The 21,803-nt window shown below is 69.4% G+C and carries 15 protein-coding genes and 1 pseudogene; 4 read left to right on the top strand and 12 right to left on the bottom strand.

What is annotated here, in order from left to right:
* Positions 1–9 precede the first annotated feature (9 nt).
* The 3 genes from COA07_RS07700 to COA07_RS07690 all read left to right on the top strand — a co-directional run bounded on the left by COA07_RS07700 (position 10) and on the right by COA07_RS07690 (position 3,877).
* Complete coding sequence (locus COA07_RS07700; protein ID WP_066710257.1) at positions 10–2,214, top strand: xanthine dehydrogenase family protein molybdopterin-binding subunit; 2,205 nt, start codon at positions 10–12, stop codon at positions 2,212–2,214.
* 117 nt (positions 2,215–2,331) lie between these two features.
* Complete coding sequence (locus COA07_RS07695; protein ID WP_066710252.1) at positions 2,332–3,255, top strand: XdhC family protein; 924 nt, start codon at positions 2,332–2,334, stop codon at positions 3,253–3,255.
* Positions 3,242–3,877: a nucleotidyltransferase family protein gene (locus COA07_RS07690; protein WP_066710249.1), complete on the top strand. Its 636-nt coding sequence runs from the start codon at positions 3,242–3,244 to the stop codon at positions 3,875–3,877. Before COA07_RS07695 ends, COA07_RS07690 begins: the two co-directional genes overlap by 14 nt.
* Before the next feature lie 3 nt (positions 3,878–3,880).
* Here COA07_RS07690 and COA07_RS07685 read toward each other — a convergent pair whose 3' ends face one another.
* From COA07_RS07685 to COA07_RS07635, 11 genes and pseudogenes are all read right to left on the bottom strand, one after another.
* Positions 3,881–5,089 carry an ABC transporter permease gene (locus tag COA07_RS07685; RefSeq protein ID WP_066710242.1) on the bottom strand — a complete coding sequence of 403 codons (1,209 nt, stop codon included), beginning with the start codon at positions 5,087–5,089 and terminating at the stop codon, positions 3,881–3,883.
* Complete coding sequence (locus COA07_RS07680; RefSeq protein WP_245842066.1) at positions 5,089–5,895, bottom strand: ABC transporter ATP-binding protein; 807 nt, start codon at positions 5,893–5,895, stop codon at positions 5,089–5,091. Before COA07_RS07680 ends, COA07_RS07685 begins: the two co-directional genes overlap by 1 nt.
* Positions 5,819–7,234 (bottom strand): efflux RND transporter periplasmic adaptor subunit, encoded by a 1,416-nt coding sequence (locus tag COA07_RS07675; RefSeq protein ID WP_096640749.1) that lies wholly within the window; start codon positions 7,232–7,234, stop codon positions 5,819–5,821. The genes COA07_RS07680 and COA07_RS07675 overlap by 77 nt, the downstream gene beginning before the upstream one ends.
* On the bottom strand, positions 7,234–8,700 hold the full coding sequence (locus tag COA07_RS07670) for an efflux transporter outer membrane subunit (RefSeq protein ID WP_066710864.1): 1,467 nt from the start codon (positions 8,698–8,700) through the stop codon (positions 7,234–7,236). Before COA07_RS07670 ends, COA07_RS07675 begins: the two co-directional genes overlap by 1 nt.
* A gap of 86 nt (positions 8,701–8,786) precedes the next feature.
* Positions 8,787–10,781 carry an acetyl-CoA carboxylase biotin carboxylase subunit gene (locus COA07_RS07665; RefSeq protein ID WP_066710861.1) on the bottom strand — a complete coding sequence of 665 codons (1,995 nt, stop codon included), beginning with the start codon at positions 10,779–10,781 and terminating at the stop codon, positions 8,787–8,789.
* Positions 10,782–10,882: 101 nt separating this feature from the next.
* Entirely contained in the window at positions 10,883–11,890 is a 1,008-nt protein-coding gene (gene bioB / locus COA07_RS07660) for a biotin synthase BioB (protein WP_066710858.1), read from the bottom strand.
* Complete coding sequence (gene scpA, locus COA07_RS07655; protein ID WP_066710855.1) at positions 11,890–14,052, bottom strand: methylmalonyl-CoA mutase; 2,163 nt, start codon at positions 14,050–14,052, stop codon at positions 11,890–11,892. The genes bioB and scpA overlap by 1 nt, the downstream gene beginning before the upstream one ends.
* Positions 14,049–14,642: a histidine phosphatase family protein gene (locus COA07_RS07650; RefSeq protein WP_066710853.1), complete on the bottom strand. Its 594-nt coding sequence runs from the start codon at positions 14,640–14,642 to the stop codon at positions 14,049–14,051. The genes scpA and COA07_RS07650 overlap by 4 nt, the downstream gene beginning before the upstream one ends.
* The gene (locus COA07_RS07645) at positions 14,639–15,427 is read right to left on the bottom strand and encodes an enoyl-CoA hydratase-related protein (protein WP_066710850.1); all 789 of its coding nucleotides are present in this window, start codon (positions 15,425–15,427) and stop codon (positions 14,639–14,641) included. The genes COA07_RS07650 and COA07_RS07645 overlap by 4 nt, the downstream gene beginning before the upstream one ends.
* A gap of 11 nt (positions 15,428–15,438) precedes the next feature.
* Positions 15,439–15,858 (bottom strand): methylmalonyl-CoA epimerase, encoded by a 420-nt coding sequence (gene mce / locus COA07_RS07640; RefSeq protein ID WP_066710847.1) that lies wholly within the window; start codon positions 15,856–15,858, stop codon positions 15,439–15,441.
* 87 nt (positions 15,859–15,945) lie between these two features.
* Positions 15,946–17,483, bottom strand: a pseudogene (locus tag COA07_RS07635) (acyl-CoA carboxylase subunit beta).
* A 109-nt stretch (positions 17,484–17,592) separates the two neighbouring features.
* Here COA07_RS07635 and COA07_RS07630 point away from each other — a divergent pair.
* Positions 17,593–18,948, top strand: coding sequence for a helix-turn-helix domain-containing protein (locus COA07_RS07630; RefSeq protein ID WP_245842065.1), 1,356 nt, complete (start codon positions 17,593–17,595; stop codon positions 18,946–18,948).
* Between the two features lie 7 nt (positions 18,949–18,955).
* On the opposite strand, the gene COA07_RS07625 is transcribed toward COA07_RS07630, so the two are convergent.
* Positions 18,956–21,700 (bottom strand): [protein-PII] uridylyltransferase, encoded by a 2,745-nt coding sequence (locus COA07_RS07625; protein WP_066712917.1) that lies wholly within the window; start codon positions 21,698–21,700, stop codon positions 18,956–18,958.
* Positions 21,701–21,803: the final 103 nt, after the last annotated feature.

Here is a 21,803-nt window from a genome sequence, read left to right as displayed (position 1 = left end):
GGGAGCGGCATGACCGAACAGGCGATCGATTCCGGCGAGCGGCCGGCCATTCTGGCACGCGCGCAGCAGAAGGTGCTGGGCGCCCCCCTGCCGCGCGTCGAAGGGCCGCTGAAAGTCACCGGCGCGGCCACCTACGCTTTTGAACAGGCGCCCGCCGGAACCGCCTATGCCGCGGTCGTCGGCGCGCCGGCAGGCGCCGGGCGTGTCACCGCGATCGATGATGCCGCCGCCTTGGCGCTGCCCGGTGTCGTCGCGGTTATCCACGACGATCCGCGTATCCCGGCGGGCGAGGGCAACAGCCGCGCGATGCCCGCGCAGGGGACCGACCGCATCTTCCACCACGGGCAACCCGTCGCGGTCGTCGTCGCCGAAACGCAGGCCGCCGCGCGAGAGGGCGCGTCGCTGGTGCGCGTCCACGCCGATCCCGCCCCCGGCCGCTTCGACATGGAAACGCAGCCGGTCCGGCGCGATCACAAGCTCGGCTTCCTTCCCGCGATCGAGATCGGCGACGTCGACGCCGCCATCGCCGCCGCGCCGGTGGTGTTCGACGAACATTATGCCACGCCGGTGCATTTCCCCGCCGCGCTCGAACCGCACGCCTCGACCGTCTGGTTCGATGGCGAGGTGCTGACGGTGCGCTCCAGCAATCAGGTGATCGGCGGCGCGCGGGAAACGATCGCGAAGGCGATGGGCCTGCCCGCCGAGCGTGTCCGCGTCCTGGCCCCCTATGTCGGCGGCGGCTTCGGCGGGAAAACCGGGGTCGGTCCCGAGGTAATCCTGGCCGCGATCGCCGCCGAACGGCTCGGCCGCCCCGTGAAGGTCGCGCTGCCGCGCCGCGATACCGCCTATCTGGTCCACCACCGCAGCGCGACGGTGCAGCAGGTCCGCATCGGTTGCGACCATGACGGCGTCATCACCGCCTTCGAACATACCGGCACCGCCGCGCAGAACGACGATGGCGGCTTCCTGGAGCCGATCCCGTTCGGCTCGCTGCCGCTGTACGGCGGCGCGAACCGGCGCTTCCGCACCGATCTGGTCCGGCTCGACCTGCCCGCCACGGGCGCGGTGCGCGCGCCGGGCGAGGCGATCGGCACCTTCGCGGTGGAATGCGCGATGGACGAACTGGCCGAACGGCTGGGGATCGACCCGATCGAGCTGCGCCGCCGGAACGAGCCGGATCGCGATCCCACCAATGGAAAGCCCTTTTCCACCCGCCGCCTGACCGATTGCTATGACGAGGGCGCGCGCCGCTTCGGCTGGCCCGATCGCGTGCCCGCCCCGGGCAGCGTGCGCGACGGCGAATGGCTGGTCGGCATCGGCATGGCCGCGGCGCTGCGCGGCAATTTCACCGTGGAGGCCAGCGCCAGCGTCCGGCTCGGCGCGGACGGGCGCGCGACGGTGGCGTGCGACATGACCGACATCGGCACCGGCACCTATACCATCCTGGCGCAGACCGTGGCGGAGGTACTGGGGCTGGACCCGGCGCAGGTCGACGTGCGGCTGGGCGATACCGACCTGCCGCGCAGCGCCGGTTCGGGCGGATCGTTCGGCGCGGGCAGCGCGGCGTCGGCGGCGGTGCTGGCGTGCGAGGATATCGTCGTCGAACTGGCGCGCCGCATGAACGCCAGCCCCGACGAACTGGTGCTGGCGGACGGCCGCGCCAGCGCGGACGGGCGCGATGCCACGCTGGTCGAGCTGCTGCGCGGCGAGGCGATCGAGGCCATGGGCAAGAGCAGCCCCGGCGCGCAGGCGAAGAAGACCAGCCAGGCCAGCCACGGCGCGCATTTCGCCGAAGTCGCGGTCAATGCGGTGACCGGCGAGGTGCGCGTGCGCCGGATGCTGGGCGTGTTCGACGTCGGCCGCGTCCTCAACCGCGCCACCGCCGCCAACCAGATCGTCGGCGGGATGGTGTGGGGCGTCAGCTATGCGCTGGGCGAGGCGGCGGTGGTCGACACCCGCTCGGGCCGGTTCGTGAACCCCGATTTCGGCGAATATCACGTCGCGGTGAACGCCGACGTGCCGCAGATCGAATGCCATTTCATCGAGGAGATCGACGATGCCGCCAATCAGGCGGGGGCCAAGGGGGTCGGCGAACTCGGCATCTCCGGCGCCGGCGCGGCGGTGGTCAACGCGATCTACAACGCCACCGGCATCCGCGTACGCGACGTGCCGGTGACGCTCGATACCCTGCTCGACGGCCTGCCGCCGGTGTGACGGGGCGGCGCCTGTCCTACATCGGCGCCCGCGCCTACACCGTTCTTCGACCCGCTCTCAACATTCGCTCCACCCCCGCGAACGTCTCAACATTCGCAACATTCGGGACTGCCGCCGATGGCCGACAATGACTCCGTGCTCGCCGCCGCCGCCGCGTGGAAAGGCGCGCCGATGGCGCTCGCCACCGTCGTCTCCACCTGGGGATCGGCGCCGCGCCCGCGCGGCAGCCACATGCTGGTCCACGCCGACGGCCGGTTCGAAGGGTCGGTGTCGGGCGGCTGCGTCGAAGGCGACATCCTCGATACCGCCGCGCGCGTGATCGCAGGCGAACCGTTCCAGGTGAACAGCTACGGCGTCGCCGACGACAGCGCGTGGCAGGTCGGGCTGCCGTGCGGGGGCGAGATTTCGGTGATGGTCCAGCCGGTTTCGGCCGCCGGGTTCGACCCCGAATTGTTCGATCGCGTGAACGAGGCGCGCGCCGATGGCCGCTCGCTGACCGTCCACACCGATCTGGCCACCGGGCACAGCGACCTGCGCCCGCTGGAAACGGGCACCGTGTTCGCCAACCGCTACGATCCGCCGCGCCGGCTGCTGATCGTCGGCGCGGTGCAGATCGCGCAAAGCCTCGCCGCGCTGGCGCAGACGCTGGGGATCGACACCGTGGTGATCGACCCGCGCGGCCGCTTCCTGACGGAGGAACGCTTCCCCGGCGTCACCCTCGACGATCGCTGGCCGGACGAGGCGGTCGCCGCGTGGAAGCCCGGCCCCGCCACCGCGGTCGTCACGCTCAGCCACGATACCAAGATCGACGATCCCGCCCTGCTCGCCGCGCTCGCCAGCGATGCCGCCTATGTCGGCGCGCTCGGCAGCCGCCGCAGCCACGCCGCCCGGCGGGAGCGGCTGGCCGCGTCGGGCGTTACCCCCGAACAGCTCGATCGCGTCGACGGCCCGGTGGGGATCGATATCGGCGCGATCGGCCCGGCGGAGATTGCGCTGTCGATCGCCGCCGCCATGGTGGGAGCATTCCATGATCGCGGTTGAACGCAGCGTCCTCATCCTCCTCGCCGCCGGCCGGTCCGAACGGTTCGGCGACGTCGGCAGCAAGCTCGACCAGCCGTTCCTGGCCCGCCCGCTCGGCATGCACGTCGCGGTCGCGCTGGAGGATATGCCGTTTCAGGAACGCATCGCGATCGTCGACGGATGCAAGCTCGATTACGGCGCGCACGGCTACCGCGTGCTCCACAACGACGATCCCGAACGCGACATGGCCTCGTCGGTGCGGATGGGCGTCGACTGCGCGAAGGCGCTGGATGCGCAGGCGGTGGTGATCGCGCTCGCCGACATGCCGCGCGTCACCGCCGCGCACATCTACCGCCTGTTCGACGCCGCCGACAGCCCCGATGCAGTGGTCGCCTCCAGCGACGGGGTCGCGCCGCGCCCGCCCGCCTTGTTCGGGCGCAACCGCTTCGACGACGTGCTGGCGATCCGCGGCGATCAGGGCGCGCGCGATCTGATCCAGGCCGGGCGGCATGTGGTGACCAACGCGGCGGAGCTGATCGACGTCGACACCCGTGCCGATCTCGCCGCGCTGCGCGATCTGGTCCACGCGCCCGAGGCGCTCAACCGCACCGATTCGCACGCGCTGCGCGATGGCGGGAAATAGCGCCTATTCGTGCCGCAGCGCGTCGATCGGATTCAGCGCGGCGGCGCGGCGCGCGGGGAAATATCCGAACACCACCCCGATCAGCGCGGAAATGGCGAAGGCGACGACGTTGATTTCCGGCACGAACAGGAACGGCAGCCCGCCCGCCCACGACAGCGCGCCGATCGCCACCTGCGCCAGCACCAGTCCCACCAGCCCGCCCAGCATCGACAGCACCACCGCCTCGACCAGGAATTGCAGCAGCACCTCGCTCGCCACCGCGCCGATCGCCAGCCGGATGCCGATCTCGCGGGTACGTTCGGTCACCGACACCAGCATGATGTTCATGATCCCGATCCCGCCCACGATCAGGCTGATCGCCGCCACCGCGGTAACGATCCGCGTCAGCAGCTGGGTGGTGCTGGTCAGCGTGTCGCTGATCTGCTTGGTGTCGAAGATATTGAAATCGTCCTGCCGCCCGCCGGTGATGTTGCGCCGCTCGCGCAGCAGGTCGGTGATCGACGCCTGCACCGACGCGTTAGAATATCGCTGGTCGACGCCCACCAGCATCAGCCGCACGTCGCGCGTGCCGGTGAAGCGGCGCTGCACCGCGTTGATCGGCATGATGACCACATCGTCCTGGTCGCCGCCGAAGCCCGCCTGCCCGCGCGTCGACAGCACGCCGATCACGTCGCAGCTGACATTGCCCAGCCGGAACCGCAGCCCCACCGCCTCGCCCCCGCGGAACAGGTTCTGGCGCACGGTATTGCCGATGATGCACACCGCCTTGCCCGCCGATTGCTCCGCCGGGGTCCAGTTGCGCCCGCTCACCAGCGGCCATGGCTGGACCGTGAAATAGGCGTTGGTGGTGCCATTGATCGTCGTCGACCAGTTCGCGCCTTCGTAGATGGCGGTGGCCGACGCCTGTGCCTGCGGGGCGACGGCGGTGACGCCCGCGATCTGCGTGGCGATGGCGGTGACGTCCTCCGGCTTGAAATCGGGCGGGCGCGGACCACCGCCGCCGCGGCCGAAGCCCTGCCCGGGGCGGATCTGCAGGATGTTGGTGCCCAGCGAGGAGATGTTCTGCTGCACCTGCGCCGTCGTCGCCTTGCCCAGCGTCACCATCGTCACGACCGCGCCGACGCCGATCACAATCCCCAATATGGTCAGGAACGAGCGCAGCAGGTGCCGCCGGATCGACCGGATCGCCAGCAGGAAGGTCGTCCCCAGCATCAGCCGCGCTCCACCCCAACGGCCGCGACCGGCACACCCGGCGGATGCTGCGCCTCGATCCGCTCGACCAGTCCGTCGCGGAAATGCACGACGGTGCGGGCATAGGCGGCCATGTCCGGCTCGTGCGTCACCATCAGCACCGTGATCCCGCTGTCGCGGTTCAGCCCGGTCAGCAACTCCATGATCTCCACCGACCGTTCGGAATCGAGGTTGCCGGTCGGCTCGTCGGCCAGCAGCACGTCGGGCTGGGTCACGATCGCGCGGGCGATCGCCACGCGCTGCTGCTGCCCGCCCGACAGCTCCGCGGGGGTATGATCCCACCAGCGATCCAGCCCGACCTTCTCCAGCGCACCCATCGCCGCGGCACGCCGCGCCTTCTTGTCGTCGCCGCGGTACAGCAGCGGCAGTTCGACATTCTCCAGCGCGCTGGTGCGGCTCAGCAGGTTGAACCCCTGGAACACGAAGCCCAGGTAGCGCCGCCGCAGCAGCGCGCGCTGGTCCCGGTCCAGCGCCTCGACATGATGGCCGCGGAACAGGAAGGTGCCGCCGCTCGGCACGTCCAGGCACCCCAGGATGTTCATTGTCGTCGACTTGCCCGAGCCGGACGGCCCCATCACCGCGACGAAATCGCCGGTGGCGATGTCAAGGTCGACGCCCTTCAGCGCGCGGAACTGCGTGGCGCCCTCGCCATAGACCTTGGTGACGCCGCGCAGCTCGATCAGGGGCGGGTTACTGGCCACCCGCGCCGCCCCCGCCGGGCCGCCCGCCCGCCCGCCGCCGGCTGCCGCCGCCGCCGCCCGCCGCATCGTCGCCGCTCGCCAGCTGGCCGGTGATGACCTGCATCCCCGGATTCAGAGCGCCGGACAGCACCTCGGTCAGCGTGCCGTTGGTGTCGCCGGTCGTCACCTGCACCGGCTGCGGCGTGCCGTCGTCGCCCTTGACGTAGACCGTCTGCTGCGCGCCGCGCGTCAGCGTCGCGGTGCGATCCGCCCCGCCGCCGCCCCGCCGCCGCCCGCGCGGCACCAGCGATCCGGCGATCCCGCCGCCGCGTCCGCCGTCGCCCGCCCCGCTGTCGGGCTTGAACCGGAACGCGGCGTTCGGGACCAGCAGCGCGTTGCGCTTGTCGGCGGTGACGATATCGGCGGTCGCGGTCATGCCGGGGCGCAGCTGGAACGTCGGGTTGGCGACCGTCAGGTCCGCGGCATAGGACACCACCTGCCCCGTCGTCGCGCCGGTGGCGCTGCTGCCGGTCGAACTCGACGATGCGGTCGCGTTGCTGACCGTCAGGTTCGATCCCAGGTCGACGCGCGTAATCGTCGCGGGGAAGGTGCGCCCCGGAAAGGCATCCACGGTAAACGTCGCCTTCTGCCCGGTGCGCACCTCGCCCACGTCTGCCTCGTCGATCGCGACCTCCAGCTTCATCTTCGACAGGTCTTCGGCGATGACGAACAGGGTCGGGGTGTTGAACGATGCCGCCACCGTCTGTCCGGGGTCGACCTGCCGCGCCAGCACCACGCCGTTGACGGGGGAGCGGATGATCGCCCGCGCGCGCTGCGTCTGCGACTGCGCCAGCTGCGCACGCGCCGCGGTCACGTTCGCCTCCGCCACGCGCAGCGCGGCCACTGCCCGCTTCGCATCGGCCTGCCCGGTCTGCAATTCCGCCTTCGACGGGACACGGCCGTTCGACAGCCGCGACACCTCTTCCAGCCGCGCCAGCTGTGCCTGCGCCTCCGCCACCGTGGCGCGCGCCTGATTGACCTGCGCGACGTTCGCGGCCAGCTGCGCCTGCCCCGCGCGGATCTGGTCGTCGATCTGCTCGGGATCGATCAGCGCCAGCGGCTGCCCCGCAGTGACGCGGTCGTTGACGTCGACGACAACGCGCGTGACCAGCCCCGACAGCTGCGATCCGACCGTCACCTGGTTGGTCGGCGCCAGCTTCCCCGTGGCCGACACCGTGACGGTCAGATTGCCGCGCTGGACCGGCACCGTCGCGTAATCGGGCTTGTCCGATCCGCCGAACACGCATTTCGACAGCAGCAGCGCCGCAGCGACCAGCACCACCGCCAGCACGATCCACTTGATCCGGCGGCGCCATGCCGGCTGCGGCGTGACGCCCAGGAATTCGTCGGTAGCAGGATCGGCCATCAGCGGGTTCCGTCGGTAGCGGTGGTGGCGGGCGCTTCGGGGACGACGGTGGCATCCCACCCGCCGCCCAGCGCGCCGTACAATTGGATCAGCGCGGTGGCCGCATCGGCATGCGCCTGCGCCGCGGCGTTGCGCGCCGACAGCAGCGTCGCCTCCTGCTGGCTCAGCGTCGTGAAGTCGGTCAGCCCGCTGCGGTATTGCGCGCGCGACAGCAGCGCGGCGGCATTGGCCGCGTCATAGGCGATCGCCAGCTCCCGCTCGCGCCGGCGCGCGGTGTCGAGCGCGACGACGCCGTTCTCGACATCCTCCAGCGCGGTCAGCACGATGCCCTTGTACGCCGCCAGCGCGCCATCGGCGGCGGCACGCTGCCCGCGCACCTGGCTGCGCAGCCGGCCACCGTTGAAGATCGCCTGCGTCAGCCCGGCGAACAGACCGCCGGTGACGGTGTCGAGCAGGCCGCCCACCCCCGCAGCGCGGGTGTTGATGTTCCCGCTGATCGCCAGGTTGGGGTAGAGCGCCGCCTCCGCCACGCCGATCCGCGCCACCGCCGCCGCCAGCGCGCGTTCGGCCGAACGCACGTCCGGGCGCTGGCGCAGCACGTCGGCGGGGATGCCCGCGCCGACCATTGCGGGACCGTTGGGGATCGGCCGCGCGACCGCCAGCAGCGGCCGGAGCGCGCCGGGCGCCTGCGCGGTCAGCACGCCCAGCCGCGCGACCGCGGAGCTATATTGCTGCTCAAGCGAGGGGATAGACGCGGCGGTCTGCGCCCGCTGCGCCCGCGCCTGTTCCTGATCGAGCGAGGAGACCAGCCCGGCCTGTACCCGGAAACCGGCAATCTCCAGATTGTCGTCCTGCAACGCCAGGCTGGCGCGCGCATTGCCCAGTTGCGCCTGGTACAGCCGCGCGAGGACGTAATTGCGCGCCACCTCCTGCTCGACCGTCAGCAGCGTCGTGGCATAATCGAAGCCGGAGGACTGATATTGCGCGCGGCTCGCCTCGATCGTGCCGCGCACGTCCCCGAACAGGCCCAGCTGATATTGCGCGCTGGCGCCCAGCGAGAAATTGTTCGCGCCGCCGCCGCCGACATTCTGAACCGTGCCGTCGGGCAGCGTGATTGTCTGCCCCCCGCCGCGCAACGTCTCCGACCGGCTGTAGCCCGCGCTGCCGCTCAGGCTGGGGAACAGGTCCGCGCGGCTCTGTACCAGCGCTTCGCGCGCCTGCCGCAGCCGCGCGACCGCCTGCGCCACGTCCAGATTGGCCGCGGCCGCCTGTTCGACCAATTGCCCCAGCACCGGATCGTCGAAGCGCCGCCACCAGCGCGTCAGATCCTCGCGCGAGGGCGCCGCCGGCACGGAATATGACGCCGGAACGCCCAGTGCGGCGGCGGATTGCGGCTGATAGTCAGGCCCGACGCTGCACCCCGCCACGGCAAGGGCAGCGACCGCCGCGGGGACGAGGCGCTTCATGACATCGGCATGAAGCCCGCCCCCCGCGGCGTCCAGTACGAAAATGTCGCAGAATGTCGCAAGGCCGCATCACCGCGGCAATACGATCACTCCAGTTCCAGGATCACCTGATCCACCGCCAGGCTGTCGCCCGCCGCCGCGCTGACCGACTTGACCGTCGCGGCCTTCTCGGCGCGCAGGATGTTCTCCATCTTCATCGCCTCGACCACCGCCAGCGGCTGCCCAGCCTCCACCTTGTCGCCCGGCGCGACGTCCAGCCGCACCAGCAGCCCCGGCATCGGCGCGATCAGGAACTTCGACAGGTCCGGCGGCACCTTGTCGATGAGATGCTGTGCATAGGGTGCGATGCGGGCCGGCAGCACGCGCACCTTGTGGCTGGCGCCGCGCGCGTTGAGCGTGAAGCCGGTGCGCGTCCGCGTCAACTTGACGGTCAGCGGCGCGCCCGCTTCCTCGTCGAGCGGCTCGACCACGAGCAGCCGGTCGCCCGGCGTATATTCGATCGCGACCGGCAGGTCCGTACCGTCGACGGTCAGCCCGTCAGTCGAGATCGTCACGACATGATCTGCCTTGCCGATGCGCACCACCCAGTCGGCGGGCGGGCGCAGCCGGCCGCCCAGCTGGCCATCGACACGCCGCGCGCGATCCGCCTCCGCCGTCGCGGCGAACGCCGCCACCCCGGCGAGCGTGCGCAGCACGTCGTCCGACGCGGGCGCGCCGTGGAAGCCCTCGGGATATTCCTCCGCGATGAACCCGGTGGTGATGTTGCCCGACCGGAAACGCGGATGCTGCATCAGCGCCGACAGGAAATCGAGGTTGGTGCCCGGCCCCTCGATCTCGAACGCGTCCAGCGCGGCGACCTGCTTGTCGATCGCCTCTTCGCGCGTGGCGCCATGCGTGACCAGCTTGGCGATCATCGGGTCGTAGAACATGCTGACCTCGCCGCCCTCGGCCACGCCGTCATCGACGCGAACGCCGTCGCCGGCCTCCGGCGGCTGATAGCGGACCAGCCGGCCGATCGACGGCAGGAAGCCGCGATACGGATCCTCGGCATAGACGCGGTTTTCCACCGCCCAGCCGTTGATCTTCACGTCCTTCTGCGCGAACGCCAGCTTCTCGCCCGCCGCCACGCGGATCATCTGCTCGACCAGGTCCAGCCCGGTGATCTCCTCGGTGACCGGGTGCTCCACCTGAAGCCGGGTGTTCATCTCCAGGAAGTAGAAGCTCTCGCCGGTCTTGTCGGCGCCGCTGACGATTAGTTCGACCGTACCCGCACTGTAATAGCCGACCGCCCGCGCCAGCGCGACCGCCTGTTCGCCCATCGCCTTGCGCATCTTCGGCGTGACGAACGGCGACGGCGCTTCCTCGACCACCTTCTGATGGCGGCGCTGGATCGAGCATTCGCGCTCGTTCAGGTACACGATATTGCCATGCTGGTCGCCCAGCACCTGGATCTCGATATGCCGTGGGCTTTCGATGAACTTCTCGATGAAGACGCGGTCGTCGCCGAAGCTCGCCAGCCCCTCGCGCTTCGTCGCCTCGAACCCCTCGCGCACGTCCTTCTCGGACCAGGCGAGGCGCATCCCCTTGCCGCCGCCGCCGGCCGACGCCTTCATCATCACCGGATAGCCGATGTCATTGGCGATCTTCACCGCCGCATCGGTATCGGCGATCTCGCCCAGGAAGCCGGGGACGACGTTGACGCCGGCTTCCTTCGCCAGCTTCTTCGATTCGATCTTGTCGCCCATCGCGGCGATGGCCTTGGGCGGGGGGCCGACGAACGCGATGCCGGCATCGGCGCACGCCTTCGCGAAGCTCTCACGCTCCGACAGGAAGCCATAGCCGGGGTGGATGCAGTCCGCGCCCGTCTCCTTCGCCGCCTTCAGGATCAGGTCCGCCTTCAAATAGCTTTCCGCCGCCGGCGCCGGTCCCAGCCGCACCGCCTCGTCCGCCATCAGCACGTGCGGGCTGCGCGCGTCCGCGTCGGAATAGACCGCAACCGTCGCGATCCCCATCCTCTTGGCGGTGCGGAACACGCGGCACGCGATCTCGCCGCGATTGGCGACCAGGATTTTCTTGAACAACGGTCTCTCCCAGTTTTCTCGTCGTTCCCCGGCGAAGGCCGGGGCCCAGTTACGGACGTCCCGTTGCTGGACCCCGGCCTTCGCCGGGGAACAGCTCATTCCTATTCCGCCGCCTCGCACATCCGCGCGCGCATCGGCTCCTCCGCCTGCATCGGCGTCACGCCCAGCTTGGCGAACAGCGCGGCGTCGGCGCTGTCGCCGCGGTTGCCCGCGGTCAGCAGCTTGTCGCCGGTGAAGATCGAATTGGCGCCGGCCATGAAGCACAGCGCCTGAGTCGCCTCCGACATGCTCTCACGCCCCGCCGACAGCCGCACCATGCTCATCGGCATGGTGATCCGCGCGACCGCGACGGTGCGGACGAATTCGATATCGTCGATCTTGGCCAGCGGCGTGTCGGCCAGCATGTCGCCCAGCACGGTGCCCTTCACCGGCACCAGCGCGTTGACCGGCACGCTTTCGGGATGGCGCGGCAGCGTGGCGAGCGCGTGGACGAAACCGACGCGGTCACCGCGCGTCTCGCCCATCCCGACGATCCCGCCGCAGCATACGTTGATGCCCGCCTGGCGCACATTCTCCAGCGTATCCAGCCGCTCGCCGAACGTGCGCGTGGTGATGACGTCGCCGTACCGTTCGGGCGAAGTGTCGATATTGTGGTTGTAGTAATCCAGCCCCGCCTCACCGAGCCGCTGCGCCTGTTCGGGCGTCAGCATCCCCAGCGTCATGCAGGTTTCCATCCCCATGCCGCGCACGCCCTCGATCATCTGGATGATCGCATCCATGTCGCGGTCCTTGGGGTTGCGCCACGCCGCCCCCATGCAGAACCGCTGCGATCCGGCGTCCTTGGCCTCGGCGGCGCGTTGCAGCACCGCCTGCACGTCCATGAGCTTGGTCGCCTTGACCCCGCTGTCGGCCTCCACCGATTGCGAGCAATAGCCGCAATCCTCCGGGCAGCCGCCGGTCTTGATCGACAGCAAGGTGCACAATTGCACTTGCGAGGGCGCATGATGCGCGCGGTGCACCGTCTGCGCGCGGTACATCAGCTCGTCGAACGGCAGGTCGAACAGCGCCGCGATCTCGTCGCGGGTCCAGTCGTTGCGAAGGTCGGTCATCACTCGGCAGCTTCCTCTTGCGGGGGCATGTTGTGCCCGAGCAGCCGTAGCACGTCCTCCGCCGCCACGATCAAGTTCGTTCCGGGGCCGAAGATCGCCTGCACGCCCGCGTCGAACAGCGCCTGGTAATCCTGCGCCGGGATCACGCCGCCCGCGATCACCTTGATATCGGGGCGCCCGGCATCGCGCAGATGCCCGATCAGTTCGGGGATCAGCGTCTTGTGCCCCGCCGCCAGGCTGGAGGCGCCGACGACATCGACGTCCTTGTCCAGCGCCAGCTCGCTGGCTTCCTTCGGCGTCTGGAACAGCGGGCCAGGCACCACCTCGAACCCCAAGTCGCCGAACATGCTGCTGACCAGATTGGCACCGCGATCGTGGCCGTCCTGCCCCATCTTGGCGACGAACATCCGCGGCTTGCGGCCCAGCCGGCGCTCGACCGCCTCGACCCCGCGCAGCAGCCGCTCCCAGCGCCCGTCCTCCTTGTACGCGCCGCCGTAGATGCCCTTCACCGGCGTCGGCTGCGTGCCGAACCGGCCGAACACATCCTCCATCGCGCTGGAAATCTCGCCGAGCGTCGCACGGCGCCGCGCGCATTCGACCGCCAGTTCCAGAAGGTTGCCGTCGCCCTTCGCACCCTCGCGCAGCGCGTCGAGCGCGGCGCGGCACGCCTCATCGTCGCGCTCGGCCTTCATCTTGTTGATGCGGCGGATCTGCGCCTCGCGCACGGCATGGTTGTCGACGTCGAGGATCTCGATCGGATCCTCATTGTCCTTGCGATACTTGTTGACGCCGACGATCACGTCCTCGCCGCGATCGACGCGCGCGGCGCGCGCGGCGCTGGCTTCCTCGATCATCGCCTTGGGCCAGCCGGCGCCGACCGCCTTGGCCATCCCGCCCTCACGCTCGACGCGCTCGATGATCGCCCAGGCATCGTCGACCAGCCGCTTGGTCAGCGCCTCGATATAGTAACTGCCGCCAAGCGGATCGACGACATTGCACATGCCGGTCTCCTCCTGGATCACCAGCTGCGTATTGCGCGCGATCCGGGCGGAAAAATCGGTGGGCAGCGCGATCGCCTCGTCCAGCGCGTTGGTGTGGAGCGACTGCGTCCCCCCCAGCATCGCCGCCATCGCCTCGATCGTGGTGCGCATGACGTTGTTGTACGGGTCCTGCTCGGTCAACGAGACGCCGCTGGTCTGGCAATGCGTGCGCAGCATCTTGCTGCGCTCGTCCTTCGCGCCCAGCTGCGTCATGACGCGATGCCACAGCACCCGTGCAGCGCGCAGCTTGGCGATCTCCATGAAGAAGTTCATGCCGATCGCGAAAAAGAAGCTCAGCCGGCCGGCAAACCTGTCGATGTCCAGCCCGGAGGCGACACCGTATTTCACATATTCCATGCCGTCGGCGATGGTGAAGGCCAGCTCCTGCACCTGCGTCGCGCCGGCTTCCTGCATGTGATAGCCGGAAATCGAGATCGAATTGAATTTCGGCATCTCGCGGCTGGTATAGCCGAAGATGTCGCTGATGATCCGCATGCTGGGTTCGGGCGGGTAGATGTACGTGTTGCGGACCATGAACTCCTTGAGGATGTCGTTCTGGATGGTCCCGTCGAGCAATTTGCGGTCGACGCCCTGTTCCTCGCCCGCGACGATGAAGAACGCCAGGATCGGGATCACCGCGCCGTTCATCGTCATCGACACGCTCATCTGGTCAAGCGGGATGCCGTCGAACAGGATCTTCATGTCCTCGACGCTGTCGATCGCCACGCCCGCCTTGCCGACGTCGCCGGTCACGCGCGGATGGTCGCTGTCGTAACCGCGGTGGGTCGCCAGGTCGAACGCCACCGACAGCCCCTTCTGCCCCGCCTTGAGGTTGCGGTGGTAGAAGGCGTTCGATTCCTCGGCGGTGGAAAAGCCGGCATACTGCCGGATCGTCCACGGGCGGCCGGCGTACATCGATGCGCGCACGCCGCGCGTGAACGGCGCGAACCCGGGCAGGCCGGGGTCCCACTCGCCGACGTCCTCGGCGGTGTACAGCGGCTTGACGTCGATCCCCTCCGGCGTGCGCCAGGTCAGATCCTTGCCCTTGACCTCCTTGTCGGCGGCCTTCGCCCAGCTGTCCAGCGTCGGCGCGGGGGCGGCGGTGTCGTTCTTCTCGCTCATAATTCTTCCATCGGCCTCCAGCCGAACAGCGCCTCGCTCATGTCGGTGGCGAAGCCTTGGACATTGCCGCCGCGCGGATTCGCGCCGGGCGTCTTTCCCTGATCGTGCACGCGGTCGATCGCCTGCCCGCGGATCGCGCAGGCCAGCAGCGTGCCGACCCCGCCGTGGCCGACGAACAGCGTCGGCCGCGCCTCGTGCCCCGCCAGCACGTCGCGGGTCGCAGCGACGATCCGCGCCTGCGCCGCGCGCGCCGTCTCCCAGCCGCGCACCGACGCGTCCGGATCGGCAAAGAAGGCGTCGGCGGTCGCCTCGAACTCGTCGGGCGGCAGGAAGCCGGTGGCGGAGCGGTCGTTCTCCCCCATGTCCTGCGCAGTCTCCACCGGGACGCCGATCGCGTCGCCGATCAGGTGCGCCGTTTCCTGCGCCTTGTCCTCGTCGCTGCTGACGATCCGCTCGATCGCGTGCAGCCAGGCACGGTGGCGGATCGCCTCCACCCGCGCCCGCCCGACGGCGGACAGGCCCCATTGCGGCACGGGTACCGCGGGGTCGATCCGCACCTCGGGGTGCGACAGGTAGAGCGCGGTGGTCACCGGCCCGTGAACGCGGGCTTGCGCTTCTGGATGAAGCTCAGCGCGCCTTCGCGCGCGTCGGCGGTGCCGCCGGCGCGGCGCTGGCCCTCCGCCTCGGCGCGCAGCACCTGGTCGAACGATCCGTCCAGCGCGGTCAGGATGTTGCGCCGCATCGTCGACAGCGCCACCGTCGGCCCCGCCGCCAGCTTCGTCGCCAGCGCCAGCGCCTCGTCCATCAGCGCCGCATCGTCGACCGCCTTGTAGATCAGCCCCCATTCCTGCGCCTGTTCGGCGCCGATCCGTTCGCCCAGCATCATCATTTGCGTCGCGCGCGGCTTCCCTATCGCCTTGGTCAGCAGCCAGGTCGAGCCGCCGTCCGGGACCAGCCCGATGTTGACGAATGCCTGGAGGAAATAGGCCGATCGCCCCGCGAACACGAAATCGCCCGCCAGTCCGATCGAACAGCCGACCCCCGCCGCCGGGCCGTTGACCGCGGTGACGACCGGAATGTCGAGCTGCATGATCTGGCTGAGCGCCGGGTTGTAATGGTTCATCAGCGCGCGATGGCTGGCGTCCCCGCCGGTCACCGCACTGTCGCCGCCGCGCGCCTGCAGGTCCGCGCCCGAACAGAACGCGCGGCCCGCGCCGGTGATCAGCAGCGCACGCGCCCCCTGCAGGTCATACAGCGCGACCGACAGGTCGTCCGCCATCTGCAGCGATGCGGCGTTGAGCCGCTCCGGCCGGTTGAGCGTGACGACCAGCACGTCGCCCTTCCGTTCGGTCAGGATCGTTTCATATTCGGCCACGGCTTCTCTCCTCAATGGTCGCCTTTTGGCGACTCCATCAGTTCGACGAGCATCCCGCCGAAGTCCTTGGGGTGAACGAACACGATCGGGGTGCCGTGCGCACCGATCCGCGGTTCGCCCAGCACCGTCGCCCCGTTCGCCTTCAAATGGGCGACGGCGGCATGGATGTCGGGCACCTCGAAACAGACGTGGTGCTGCCCGCCGGCCGGGTTCTTCTTCAGGAACCCAGCGATCGGCGAGTTCTGGTCATACGGCTCGATCAGCTCGATCTGCGTATTGGGCGCGTCGATGAAACACACCTTCACGCCCTGCGCGGGCAGGTCGAACGGCTCGCCGATCGCCGCGGCGCCGAGCAGGGTGCGGTAGGTTTCGATCGATGCGGCGATCGACGGCGTCGCGACGCCGACATGGTTGAGGCGGCCGAGGTTCATGCATCCTGTCCTTTTGCCGTCACTCCGGCAGAAGCCGGGGTCTTCGGATGGCGGGAGATGCCAGCCTTCGCTGGCATGACGATCCCGTCACAACGGAATGTTGTCATGCTTCTTCCACGGATTCTCCAGCGCCTTGTGCCGCAGCTTGCGCAGGCCCAGCGCGATGCGGCGACGCGTCGAATGCGGCTGGATCACCTCGTCGATGAAGCCCTTGCTCGCCGCGACGAACGGGTTGGCGAAGCGCGCTTCGTATTCGCGGGTCTTTTCCGCGATCCCTTCCTCGTTCAGCCCGCGGAAGATGATCTCCACCGCACCCTTCGCGCCCATCACCGCGATCTCCGCGGTCGGCCAGGCGTAGTTGAGGTCGCCGCGCAGGTGCTTGGACGCCATCACGTCATAGGCGCCGCCATAGGCCTTGCGCGTGATGACGGTGATCTTCGGCACGGTCGCCTCGGCATAGGCGAACAGCAGCTTGGCGCCATGCTTGATGATGCCGTTATGCTCCTGCGCGGTGCCGGGCAGGAAGCCGGGGACATCGACGAAGGTGACGATCGGAATGTCGAACGCGTCGCAAACGCGTCGCAGAAGCGCACGAAGCGCGCCGCCTTCTTCGACGAATTGATATCCAGCACCCCCGCCAGCACCATCGGCTGGTTGGCGACGATCCCGACGGTCCGCCCCTCGATCCGGCCGAAACCGGTGATGACGTTGCCGGCGTGCGCGGGCTGCACCTCGAAGAAATCGCCCTCGTCCACCACCTTACGGATCAGCTCGTGCATGTCGTAGGGCTGGTTGGCATTGGCGGGGATCAGCGTGTCGAGGCTGTCCTCGATCCGGTCCCACGGGTCGTCGGTCGGCCGTTCCGGCACGCCATCGCGGTTCGACGCGGGCAGGAAGTCGATGAAGTCGCGCGCCGCCAGCAGCGTCTCGATATCGTCCTCGAACGCGACGTCGGCGACGCTGGTCTTGGTGGTGTGGGTGATCGCGCCGCCCAACGCCTCCTGCGTCACCACCTCGTTCGTCACCGTCTTCACCACGTCGGGACCGGTGACGAACATGTAGCTGCTGTCCTTCACCATGAAGATGAAGTCGGTCATCGCCGGGGAATAGACCGCGCCGCCCGCGCACGGCCCCATGATGAGGCTGAGCTGCGGCACCACGCCGCTCGCCAGCACGTTGCGCTGGAACACCTCGGCATAGCCGCCCAGCGACGCCACGCCTTCCTGGATGCGCGCGCCGCCCGAATCGTTCAGGCCAATTACCGGCGCGCCGACCTTCATCGCCATGTCCATGACCTTGCAGATCTTCTGCGCATGGCGTTCGGACAGCGAGCCGCCGAAGACGGTGAAATCCTGGCTGAACACGAACACCAGCCGGCCGTTGATCGTCCCCGATCCGGTGATGACGCCGTCACCGGGGATCACCTGTTCCTGCATCCCGAAATCGACGCAATTGTGCTCGACGAACATGTCGAGCTCCTCGAAGCTGCCCTCGTCCAGCAGCACGTCGAGCCGCTCGCGCGCGGTCAGCTTGCCCTTGGCATGCTGCGCGTCGATGCGCTTTTGCCCGCCGCCCAGACGCGCGGCGGCGCGCTTCTTTTCGAGTTCGGCGATCGTCGACGACATCCATCTCTCCCAAGACGTGGTGGCGGCCTTCCTGCCGCGCGACCGCGACCAGCGCAAATGCGAAGTTGCGAAGTTGCGAATGGTCGGGTTGCAAACTAGACGCCGGGGGATGAAACAGCGCCTCTACGCCGGCCAGACGCTGCGCAACCTGCGCCGCGCCGCGCATCTTAACCAGCGCGCGATGGCGGCGCGGCTGGGCGTGTCGGTCAGCTATTTGTCGCAGCTGGAAAGCGATACGCGCCCGCTGACCGCCGCGGTCACCGCGACGCTGGCGCAGCATTTCCCCGCCGCGCTTGCCGGGATCGAGGGGGAGGCGCCCGCGCGGCGGCTGGCGGCGCTGGGCCATGCGCTGGCCGATCCCGCGGTCGCGCCGCTGCCGCCCGAGGCGATCGCGCAACTCGCCAGCGAGCAGCCCGACCTCGCCGACCGCCTGATCGCGCTCCACGCTGCCAAGCGCGCCGCCGAGGAGCGCGTCGCGCTGGCGGAGGAGGCGATGACCGCAGGCGTCGGCGCGCGGCTGCCGTGGGAGGCGGTGCGCGACTGGTTCCACGACGCGGGCAATTACGTCGACGCGCTCGACCGCGCGGCGGAGGCGCTGGCCGACCGCGATCCGCCCGCCGCGCTGCTGGCCGCGCACGGCATCCGCATCGCCACCGACGCCGACGAGGATGCGCCGCTGGCACGTTTTGCGGGCGGGACGCTGACGCTCAACGCCGCGCTGCCGGAGGAAAGCCGCCGCTTCCTGATCGCGCACCGGCTGGCCGCGCTCGCCTTCGCCGACGCGATCGAGGCGATCGTCGCCGACGCGCCGCTCGCGCAGCCGGAGGCGCGGCGGCTGCTGGCGATCGGGCTGGCCAATTATGCCGCGGGGGCGCTGGTGATGCCGTATCGCGCCTTCCGGGCCGAGGCGCGGCGGCTGCGTCATGACATCGACCGGCTGTCGCGGCGCTTCGGCGTCAGCTTCGAACAGGCGTGCCACCGGCTTTCCACGCTGCAACGCCCCGGCGAGGAGGGCATCCCCTTCTATTTCTGCCGGGTCGACATGGCGGGGAACATCACCAAGCGGCATTCGGCGACGCGGCTGCAGTTCGCGCGCTTCGGCGGCGCCTGCCCGTTGTGGCACGTTCACGAAGCGGTCGCGATCCCCGACCGCATCCTGGTGCAGCACGCCGAGACGCCCGACGGCGTGCGCTATATCTCGATGGCCAAGGGGCTGGTGAAGCCGTCGGGGCGCTTCGCCCGCGCGCCGCGCCGCTATGCCGTGGCGCTGGGGTGCGAGGCGGTTCATGCCGCCGACTTCGTCTATGCCGACGCGGTCGATCGCGCCGGGCCGCCGACCCCGATCGGCATCAGCTGCCGGCTGTGCCCGCGCACCGATTGCGACCAGCGCGCCTTCCCCCCCACCGATCGCGCGATCGCGGTGGAGGGCGAGGTGCGCGGCGTGGTGCCGTACCGGGTGGTGTGACGCACCCTCACGCCGCCTCCTCGTACGGAACCCCCGCCGCCGCGGCGAGCAGGCGCTTTTCCAGGGTCTTGAGCCGCGCGCCGGGGGCCAGTTTGTCGCCGGTCAGGTCGGTGAGGTAGAAGGTGTCGACCGCGCGCTCGCCATAGGTGGCGACATGCGCGCTGTGGATCGTCACCTTCGACACGAACAGGGCATAGGCCAGCTGGTTGAGCAAGGCCGGGCGGTCGCGCGCGGCCACCTCCACCACGGTGAAGCGGTTCGACGCCTTGTTGTCGATCAGCACCGACGGTTCGATGCGGAAGGCGTCGGCGCGGGTGCGCGGCAGCGCCTTGGCCTTCAGCCGGTCGGTCATCTTGCCGCGCCCGGCCAGTGCATCCTCGATTGCCCTGGTCAGCCGGCCGAGCTGATCCGCTTCGTCGAACGGGCGGCCGAGCGGGTCCTGGACCAGGAAATTGTCGAGCGCCATGCCGTCGCGGGTCGTGTGGATGCGCGCGTCGATGATGTTGCCGCCCGCGACATGGATCGCGCCGGCGATGCGGCTGAACAGACCCGGGTGATCGGCGGCATAGACGGTGACCAGGGTCGCGCCGCGATCGGGATAGACCCGCGCGTCGATCGACAGCAGCGCATCGCCGGCCGCCGACACGAAGGCGGCGTTGTGCGCCAGCACGTCGGCCGGCTCGGCGATCCAATACGCCTCCGGCATGCGGTGGGCATAGTCGGCGAGCCGCGCCGCATCCCAGCCCATCGCGTCGGCGACGCCCTGCTGGCGCGCCGCGATCCGTTCCGTGCGGCCCTTCTGCTTGTGCCCCAGCCGCAGCACTTCCTCCGACCGGTCGAACAGGTCGTCGAGCAGCTGCCCCTTCCACCCGTTCCACGTCCCCGGCCCGACCGCGCAGATATCCACCACCGTCAGCACCAGCAGCAGCCGCAGCCGCTCCGGGCTTTGCACCACTTCGGCGAAGTCGAGGATCGTCTTGAAATCGGTCAGGTCGCGCTTGAACGCGGTATGCGACATCAACAGGTGGTGGCGCACCAGCCAGGCGACCGTCTCGGTTTCCGCCGCGGTCAGCCCGAAGCGCGGGCACACCCGTTCGGCTACCTCGGCGCCCAGGATCGAATGGTCGCCGCCGCGCCCCTTGGCGATATCGTGCAGCAGCACCGCGACATACAGGACGCGGCGCGACACGATCTGCTCCATCATCGCGCTGGCCAGCATATGGTCGGTGCGCGATTCGCCCTTCTCCATCCGCGACAGCAGGCCGATGGCGCGGATCGTATGTTCGTCCACCGTATAATGGTGGTACATGTCGAACTGCATCTGCGCGACGACGCGCGCGAAATCGGGCAGGAAACGGCCCAGCACGCCGGTTTCGTTCATCCAGCGCAGCACCAGCTCCGGATCGTTGCGGCTGGTCAGCACGTCGAGGAACAGCGCATTGGCGCGCGCATCGCGCCGCACCGTCGCGGCCAGCCGCGCATCGCGGGTGGCGCAGCGCAGCGCCAGCGGGTGGATTTCCATGCGACGTTCGGCCGCCAACGCGAACACCTCCAGCAGGCGCACCGGATCGTCCTGGAAGAAGGCGTCGTCGGGCAGCGCGATCCGCCCGCGGTCGACGGTGAAGCCGTTCAGCTTCTGCGGCGCGCGGCGCAGCCGCGGCAGGCCGTAGCGGCGGCGCGCGGCGAACTTCTCGTCCAGATGCGCCAGGAACAATCCGGTCAGCGAACCGACCGCCTTGGCCTGGATGAAGTAGAATTGCATGAAGCGTTCGACCGCGGACTTGCCGGGGCGCGCGGCGTAACGCATCCGCTCCGCGATCTCGCGCTGATAGTCGAAGGTCAGCCGGTCCTCCGCCCGCCCCGCGATCAGGTGCAGGTGGCAGCGCACCGCCCACAGGAAATTGTCGGCGCGGTGGAAGGCGCGATATTCGTCGGGAGTGAACAGCCCGACGTCGACCAGCTGCGCCGCGCGGTTGACGTCATAGACGTATTTGCCGATCCAGAACAGCGCGTGCAGGTCGCGCAGCGCGCCCTTCCCCTCCTTCACGTTCGGTTCGACGACATAGCGCGTGTCGCCCATGCGCAGGTGGCGGGCATCGCGCTCGGCCAGCTTGTCGGCGATGAACTGGCGTTCGGTACCGCTGCGCACGTCGTCGCGGAAACGGCGCGCGGCATCGGCGTACAGCGCCTCGTCCCCCCAGACGAACCGCCCTTCCAGCAGCGCGGTGCGCACCGTCACGTCGCCCTTCGCCTCGCGCACCATATCGTCGAGCGAGCGGCTGGAGTGGCCGATCTTCAGCCCCAGATCCCACAGGGTATAGAGCATCGATTCGATCGCCTGCTCGGCCCAGGGGGTCTGTTTCCACGGCGTCACGAACCCGATGTCGACATCGGAGAAGGGCGCCATCTCGCCCCGGCCATAGCCGCCGACCGCGATCAGCAGCAGCCGTTCGGCGGCGGTCGGGTTGCTGCGCGGATAGAGCCGCTGCGTCGTGAAATCGGCCAGCGCGATCAGTAATTTGTCGACCAGATACGCCTGGGCGTTGGCCGCCTCGATCCCGCGCGTCGGGTGGGTTTCCAGCCGCCGCGCGATTTCCGCGCGCCCCTCGTCCAGCGCGGCGCGCAGGATCACGCCCGCCGCGCGGCGGGCGGCCGCCTTGTCGTGCGGGTCGATGCCCGCGAGCCGTTCGGCCAGGACGCGCCCGTCGACGATCGACCGGCGATGGGAAAGATGATCGAAACGCCCGCTCATGCCCCCCGCCATAGGCGATCGTTCCCGCCCCGTCGAACCCCGCCGGATGGTGGCGAATGTTGCGAATGTTGAGACGATCGCACCCCTTCTCAACCAACCGCCG

This window comes from Sphingomonas adhaesiva (assembly GCF_002374855.1).
Classification (GTDB): domain Bacteria; phylum Pseudomonadota; class Alphaproteobacteria; order Sphingomonadales; family Sphingomonadaceae; genus Sphingomonas; species Sphingomonas adhaesiva.
This window is presented reverse-complemented; position numbering and strand designations above follow the sequence as displayed.

What these genes read in the sequence shown, in the direction of transcription:
- COA07_RS07675 (WP_096640749.1), bottom strand. Translation starts at nt 7,234, where the DNA reads ATGGCCGATCCTGCTACCGACGAATTCCTGGGCGTCACGCCGCAGCCG.
- COA07_RS07685 (WP_066710242.1), bottom strand. Translation starts at nt 5,089, where the DNA reads ATGCTGGGGACGACCTTCCTGCTGGCGATCCGGTCGATCCGGCGGCAC.
- COA07_RS07700 (WP_066710257.1), top strand. Translation starts at nt 10, where the DNA reads ATGACCGAACAGGCGATCGATTCCGGCGAGCGGCCGGCCATTCTGGCA.
- mce (WP_066710847.1), bottom strand. Translation starts at nt 15,858, where the DNA reads ATGAACCTCGGCCGCCTCAACCATGTCGGCGTCGCGACGCCGTCGATC.
- COA07_RS07630 (WP_245842065.1), top strand. Translation starts at nt 17,593, where the DNA reads ATGAAACAGCGCCTCTACGCCGGCCAGACGCTGCGCAACCTGCGCCGC.
- COA07_RS07695 (WP_066710252.1), top strand. Translation starts at nt 2,332, where the DNA reads ATGGCCGACAATGACTCCGTGCTCGCCGCCGCCGCCGCGTGGAAAGGC.
- COA07_RS07680 (WP_245842066.1), bottom strand. Translation starts at nt 5,895, where the DNA reads ATGCGGCGGGCGGCGGCGGCGGCAGCCGGCGGCGGGCGGGCGGGCGGC.
- COA07_RS07625 (WP_066712917.1), bottom strand. Translation starts at nt 21,700, where the DNA reads ATGAGCGGGCGTTTCGATCATCTTTCCCATCGCCGGTCGATCGTCGAC.
- scpA (WP_066710855.1), bottom strand. Translation starts at nt 14,052, where the DNA reads ATGAGCGAGAAGAACGACACCGCCGCCCCCGCGCCGACGCTGGACAGC.
- COA07_RS07670 (WP_066710864.1), bottom strand. Translation starts at nt 8,700, where the DNA reads ATGAAGCGCCTCGTCCCCGCGGCGGTCGCTGCCCTTGCCGTGGCGGGG.
- COA07_RS07690 (WP_066710249.1), top strand. Translation starts at nt 3,242, where the DNA reads ATGATCGCGGTTGAACGCAGCGTCCTCATCCTCCTCGCCGCCGGCCGG.
- bioB (WP_066710858.1), bottom strand. Translation starts at nt 11,890, where the DNA reads ATGACCGACCTTCGCAACGACTGGACCCGCGACGAGATCGCGGCGCTG.